At 58.1% G+C, this 6,073-nt stretch carries 8 protein-coding genes; 1 reads left to right on the plus strand and 7 read right to left on the minus strand.

Annotated features, from left to right (window positions below):
- Nucleotides 1-60: 60 nt before the first annotated feature.
- From D882_RS0119740 to D882_RS0119770, 7 genes are all read right to left on the minus strand, one after another.
- The gene (locus tag D882_RS0119740) at nucleotides 61-780 is read right to left on the minus strand and encodes a hypothetical protein (RefSeq protein WP_027924828.1); all 720 of its coding nucleotides are present in this window, start codon (nucleotides 778-780) and stop codon (nucleotides 61-63) included.
- 60 nt (nucleotides 781-840) lie between these two features.
- On the minus strand, nucleotides 841-1,020 hold the full coding sequence (locus tag D882_RS0119745) for a hypothetical protein (protein WP_027924829.1): 180 nt from the start codon (nucleotides 1,018-1,020) through the stop codon (nucleotides 841-843).
- Nucleotides 1,021-1,326: 306 nt separating this feature from the next.
- Nucleotides 1,327-1,665, minus strand: coding sequence for a hypothetical protein (locus tag D882_RS0119750; RefSeq protein ID WP_027924830.1), 339 nt, complete (start codon nucleotides 1,663-1,665; stop codon nucleotides 1,327-1,329).
- 238 nt (nucleotides 1,666-1,903) lie between these two features.
- Nucleotides 1,904-2,668: an alpha/beta fold hydrolase gene (locus D882_RS0119755; protein WP_027924831.1), complete on the minus strand. Its 765-nt coding sequence runs from the start codon at nucleotides 2,666-2,668 to the stop codon at nucleotides 1,904-1,906.
- A 295-nt stretch (nucleotides 2,669-2,963) separates the two neighbouring features.
- Nucleotides 2,964-4,070: an alkene reductase gene (locus D882_RS0119760; protein WP_027924832.1), complete on the minus strand. Its 1,107-nt coding sequence runs from the start codon at nucleotides 4,068-4,070 to the stop codon at nucleotides 2,964-2,966.
- A gap of 236 nt (nucleotides 4,071-4,306) precedes the next feature.
- Nucleotides 4,307-5,062: an SDR family oxidoreductase gene (locus D882_RS0119765; RefSeq protein WP_027924833.1), complete on the minus strand. Its 756-nt coding sequence runs from the start codon at nucleotides 5,060-5,062 to the stop codon at nucleotides 4,307-4,309.
- Between the two features lie 59 nt (nucleotides 5,063-5,121).
- Nucleotides 5,122-5,802, minus strand: a complete 681-nt coding sequence (locus tag D882_RS0119770) for an alpha/beta hydrolase (RefSeq protein WP_027924834.1) — start codon at nucleotides 5,800-5,802, stop codon at nucleotides 5,122-5,124.
- A 173-nt stretch (nucleotides 5,803-5,975) separates the two neighbouring features.
- On the opposite strand from D882_RS0119770, the gene D882_RS1000000133220 reads away from it, so the two are divergent.
- Nucleotides 5,976-6,073 (plus strand): LysR family transcriptional regulator (locus D882_RS1000000133220; RefSeq protein ID WP_177327620.1); only part of this gene is annotated, 98 nt, incomplete at its 3' end.

Here is a 6,073-nt window from a genome sequence, read left to right on the forward strand (position 1 = left end):
AAGGGATGATGAATTGCAGACGCTGGACTTGGGTTTCATCCAGCGTGGCGGACGAGCCAATTAGCTGAAAATGAGCTTGCTGAAGTCCAGCGACACAAGCAAAGGCTCGGGGATTTTTTGCCCAGCTTCGTCGTAGGCGTAGATACGGCGTTTTGTCGGCATCATCAGCCCCTGTACCTCGCAGTAATCACTGACGTAGTTAGCGCCGGTAGCTCCGCCAAGAATGTCGACGGTGTAATCATGGCGACGCATCAGGCCATCCGGCCCGAAGTGGGTGATCTGCTTGCGGGTATGGCTCTCGATATGATCAGGGAAAGTGACTTCCAAACGTCGCCATACTTCGCCGTTTTCGTTCCATGGCTCGATCTCCCTGCATTCGAAGCCGGGGTAGGTATAGAGAAAAGGCGAAGTCAGGTAGGTCCACAACGCTTCGCTGGCAAAATAGGCCACATGTAGCAAGTCCCAAGGGCTTTCCAAGGTATGACCAACGAAGGAGTCGGCGGGCTGGTCGCGTTGTTCGACGATGATTCCATCGAGGGTTTCCAGGGTCAGTTGACCGGGTAGGAACACGCTGCGTTGGTTCGGTCCGGCAAAGGGGGTGATGCTCAGGCGCTGGGTCTGGGTCTTGATATCCAATTCTTTATCGAACAGCTGACCCGGCTGCTGCTTGAGGTGCCAGATAGCACCGTCGATCGAAACGTTGGCTCGCAGTTGTGCGAAGCTATTCCAGCGATCCAGGCCACCGTGGGCCTCAACGGCGAAAGCGAGTAGATCATTCATCAGGCGTGCTCCGAAAAGAGGTTTTATATCGATGCGCAAGGGTTGCGCCGGTCCGGCGACTCAGAGTGCGGCGCGAAGCACCAGTTCAGCGACTGCGCCAGGCGGGGAAATCATCGAGCAATGCCCGGCGTCCACCGTGGCCTGCACGGCTCCGATCCTGGTCACAAACATTGATTGAAGTTCAGGCGCAATGGCGTTGTCTTGTGTCGCGAGCAGATACCAGCTTGGCTTATCGGTCATACTGAACTCCCCAACGGGATAGCGAAGTTGAGCTGGGTGGTGAAGAACCGCAGAAAAGAAGTAGTAACTTCAGGCCGAGGCTCACCGTGAGGAGTGCGGAGCTTCAACTGCTCTGCGCTGCTCATGGGAAGTATCTTGGGCCGTATAGGTTTGGGACATCGGTCGAAAAACCGACATTTCAAGCCATTGTGCGTTGACCGGAAAAGGCGTTTTTTTGGGCGCGCGCCAAAGCGCCGCAGCGACCACAACTGTCGCTGAAACGAGAGGGTTGGAAGGGATGGAGACTAACGCCACTGTGACGCGGCTTCAGACGCTAAGGCCCTGACAGCTGAATTCCATCCGGTACGCAAACGATGAACGCAGATAACCTATCAGCGCCTGCAAGGGGGCCGATTCAAAGTGCTCGGCCATCGCCAGAGGACAACTCCAATCACCCTGAATCAGCAGAGTAAGACGGTCGGTGGGATCCAGAGCTAGCGCATAACGAGAGCAGTTTGGAAGTACAGCCATGCTGTCGATAAAACCGCTGATCTGTTGGGCGAGGTCGGATGGGCTTCCGCGCCGCAACTCAACAACGATGAGGTTACTCGCCTGGGTCTGCTGACCAGCGTGTAGGGCGCCGTTATTCTGAAGATGAGTGGTCATCGGTTAGCTCCTGCTGTTTGTTGTCCATGATCGGTATCGGCACCGGACTTCCCCGGCGCATTTACCGATGTCGGCGGCGCCATTTCCCTACCCTCCTCTTCCCAGTGCCTCGCAGGAGCCAGATGTCTTGCAAGAGCGCTGGGGGCCATGAGGGTCAGCGGTCTGCCGCACTGCAATATGGCCCTGCTGCGTTTGCAACAGGGCCTTGAAGGGTCATCCCGGGAGTGACGTGGGCCTGTTACTTTGGCAGGGCTGCCAACGCCGCTTTTTCGATCACCGCAGCCACTTCTTTCGGGTGCGAGATATACACCGCGTGGCTGGATTTGACTTCTGTCACCTGAGCCGCGGCACGGGTGTACATGAAGCGTTCCAGATCAGGATTTATCGCCCGGTCCTGGGTGGCGACGATGGCCCAGCTCGGCTTCGATTTCCAAGCCGGCGAGGTAATCTTCTGGCCGAAGTTGGCGCCGTTGGTCAGCACTTGAGACAACGCCATAAAGTGGGTGAGCTTTTCCGGCAGGTCGGCGGCAAAGTCGGCGCGAAACTTGTCCGGCGCCAGGTAAACGAAACCGTCCGCCGTCGGGGTAATCGCCGTCGAGGCCGCCGGCATTTTGTGCAGTAATTCGCCCGCAGCTTCACCCGCGTCCGGAGCGATACCCGCGACGTATACCAACGAGGCAACCTTCGGATCGGTCCCGGCCTGGGTAATCACCACACCGCCGTAACTGTGTCCGACCAATACCGCCGGGCCATCCTGCAAGGCCAGCGTACGCTGGACCGCTTTTACGTCGTCATCCAGCGAGGTTTCCGGCTCTTGCACGACCGATACATGAAAGCCGTCCTTTTCCAAAATCTCCGTGACACCGCGCCACCCGGAGCCGTCGGCGAAGGAGCCGTGTACCAGCACAATGTTGTGGATCGCGGCAGCCGGCGTAGCCGCCATGACGTAGCAAGACGCAACGGTGGAAGTTGCCATTAACAGTGCCGCGGATAAAAACTTCATCGATGATTCCTTTTATCAAGTGTGGATTAAAGATGTAGCGCGCGTGTTCACGAAGGCGCGTCGAGCGATGACGCTGAAGTTAAACGCCCCCGAAACTCACGTTCTTTGTTGTTGTGCCATGGGTCCCATGTTAGGGAGCGGCAGCAAGGTTCACCGGACGAAATACCAGCCTTTTGAGCCATGTTTTGTCCTTTTTTTTCCGGGCTCATCAGAGCTCGCGTACAAACCAAAAAGCCCCCATGAGGGGGCTTCGTTTGATCTCTACGCTACAGCCGTTCGCGCTCGGCGAAAGACGTTACGCAGTCGCTTCTTCTTTATAGAACTCGTAGTCGGTGTAACCCACCTCGGTGCCGCCAAAGAAGGTTGGACGGTCATAAGCGTTCAGCGGCAGGTTGTGGCGCAGGCGCTCCGGCAAGTCCGGGTTGGCAATGAAGTGGCGACCGAAAGCCACCAGATCGGCGTCGCCAGCCTGAAGGATGGCCTCGGCGGATTCGCCGTCAAAGCCACCGGCAGCAATGATCACGCCTTTGTAGTGTTTGCGCATCAGCTGGGCAGCCACCGGCGCCGGGTCGGCATTCTCGTCCTCGATGTTGCCCAGGATGCGCGGCTCGATCAGGTGCAGGTAAGCCAGGTTCAGCGGCGCCAGTTGTTGCGCGACGTAGGTGAACAGGCCTTCTGGATCGCTGTCGCCCATGTCACCCCAAGTGCCGCTCGGGCCAACACGTACCGCCACGCGATCACTGCCCCACACTGAAATCAGCGCGTTGGTCACTTCCAGCAGGAAGCGAGCGCGGTTTTCGAACGAGCCGCCGTAAATGTCGGTGCGTTTGTTGCTGTTGTCCTGCAGGAACTGGTCGATCAAATAACCGTTGGCGCCATGCAGTTCCACGCCGTCAAAACCGGCTTTCACGCCACGTTCGGCAGCAGTGCGGAAGTTTTCTACCAAGCCTGCGATCTCCTCGATGCTCAGGGCGCGGTTCGGGGTATTGGGTACCCACCCTTCGGTGGTGTAAGCAACGCCGCCGTGCAGGACTTCCGATGGGCCGACGGGGATGCTGCCTGCAGGCTGCACGTCGACATTGGATTGGCGACCCGCATGATAAAGCTGCAGAAAGATCTTGCCGCCTTTAGCGTGCACGGCGTCGGTGACGTGTTTCCAGCCCGCGATCTGGCTGTCGTCGAACAGGCCAGGTGCGCCGAGATAGCCGTTGCCGTTTGGCGCGGCGATGGTGGCTTCACCGATCAGGAAGCCGCCTTCGGAAGTGCGCTGGGCGTAGTACTCGGCCATCAGAGCGCCAGGACGAGCGCCCTCTTCGGCACGCATACGGGTCAGCGGTGCCAATACAATGCGGTGGGCGAAGGTGAACCGCCCGACTTTAACTGGGGAATGAAGTTTGGACATGGTTGCCTCGATTGAAGTGTATGTGTAGAGCCATTGGATATCTGCCCGGGTCGATAGCCATGTGGGCTTTCGGGGTTGGGGCGCTTGGCATCAGTAAAGGTGATTTTCCGGAGTGAATAAATGGGCCGCGTTTCCCAACACTTCGGACTTTTTGGCTGTAATGCTGGCGATCATGGAGATCGAACTGTCGATGTCCGTATAACGGCGCCCGCACTCATGCAAGCGCCGCGGGGTGCTCACTGGGCGTAGAGTTCCAATATCTGTGTGTTGAACTCAGTGACAAAGGCGTGTTCATCGGCCCCGGCATTAGCGCGCATTGGTTTGGCCCGCTCGACCAGGATTTCCACCGCGTCCGTGCCCAGCACCGCTATCGTCTCGGCAATAAACTCATCCAATGGCATCGCCAGTTCCGCTTCGGAGCTATCCATCAGCTCAGTACGTACCCAGGGCGGCGCGATTTCCAGCACCTTGACCGAGGTATCGCGCAGCATGAAGCGCTGTGACAGTGCATAAGAATGCAGCGCAGCCTTGGTGGCGCTGTACACCGCCGTCAGCGCCATGGGCACGAAGCCGAGCACTGAGGAGGTGTATGCCACATAAGCTTCATCGGCCTTCTTGAGGTGCTCAATCAGCGCCGAAGTCATGCGAATGGGGCCCATCAGATTGGTGGTAACGGTCGACGCCAGCAACTCGTCATCCACATGGCCGGCTGCGGTGTCCGGCAACATGATCCCGGCGTTATTGATCAGCACGTTGAGCTGCGGGAATTCGTTGATCAACTGTTTCGCGACCTCGGTAATACTGGCTGGATCGGTAATATCCAGCTCGACCGCATGCATGCCTGGGTTGGCCGCAACGACGGCTTCCAGATGGCCCTTGCGCCGACCTGAGATAATCACCTGGTTTCCCAGCTTGTGCAGTGCTTCGGCCAGCCCGCGGCCGATGCCAGAGCCGCCGCCGGTAATGAAGATAGTGTTTTGAGTGAGTTTCATGGGTGTGTCCTCTGAGATTGCAGAAATGCTAAGCGTGAACAATTAAGGAAAAATATCGGTTACCTGGCGGCGCGAATGACCAGATCGGCGACAGCCGCAGGCTTGGAAACCATTGAGCAATGGCCCGCATCGACATGGTCGCTGATGGCGCCGATCTTCTTCACCATCAGCTCTTGAAGTGCCGGTGTAATGGCGTTATCAAGGGTCGCCACCAAATACCAGCTGGGCTTGTGCTGCCAGGCGGCTTGAGTGAGTGGTGTGGTGAGTGCCGCTACAGCGGTGGGACGCTGGTTTTCAAACAGCTGACGCTTCTCCTGCGCACTCACATCCTGAGCAAAGCCTTCAAAAACACCCTCGTAAGTGAGGCTCGACGAGCCCGTCTGATCTATGTGGATCTCGGCACTCATCAGCGATGGCTCGGCCAATGCGGTCAGCCCCAATGCTGATTCGCCAATGTCAGGGGTAAAGGCGTTGATATAGACGAGGCCCGCCACCTTGGCGTGAACACCTGCCTCGCTGATGACCGCACCGCCATAGGAATGGCCCACCAGCAACACCGGTCCTGGAGCGGCGGCGATGGCCTGGGACACGACGTCGGCATCTGCTGCCAGTGACGTCAGCGGCAGGTTGACCGTGCTCGTGCTCAGGCCGGCGGCTTCGATCAATGCGCGCGATTTGCTCCAGCTGGTGCTGTCGGCCCAGGCACCGTGTACAAGAATGACGTGTTCGATAGTGCTCATGGCCTTTCTCCTGATTTCGGGTAGACGGGCGGGTTGCCCATGCTGTGGATTCAGGGTCTATGCTAGGCGCGAGCCAAGAAGCTGATCGGTCGAAATACCGACGTTTCGGGCCATTTCGCCGCGCGCCTCTACTCTGCCTTGACCCTCTCCCAGCACCGAGCACACCTCAAATGATGGACAGCCTCAGCGGCATCACGGCCTTCATTCATGTGGCCGAAACCCGCAGCTTTACCGAAGCCGGTCGCCTGCTGGAGATTTCCTCCTCCGCCGT

Source organism: Pseudomonas sp. URMO17WK12:I12 (assembly GCF_000514395.1).
Lineage (GTDB): Bacteria > Pseudomonadota > Gammaproteobacteria > Pseudomonadales > Pseudomonadaceae > Aquipseudomonas > Aquipseudomonas mucoides.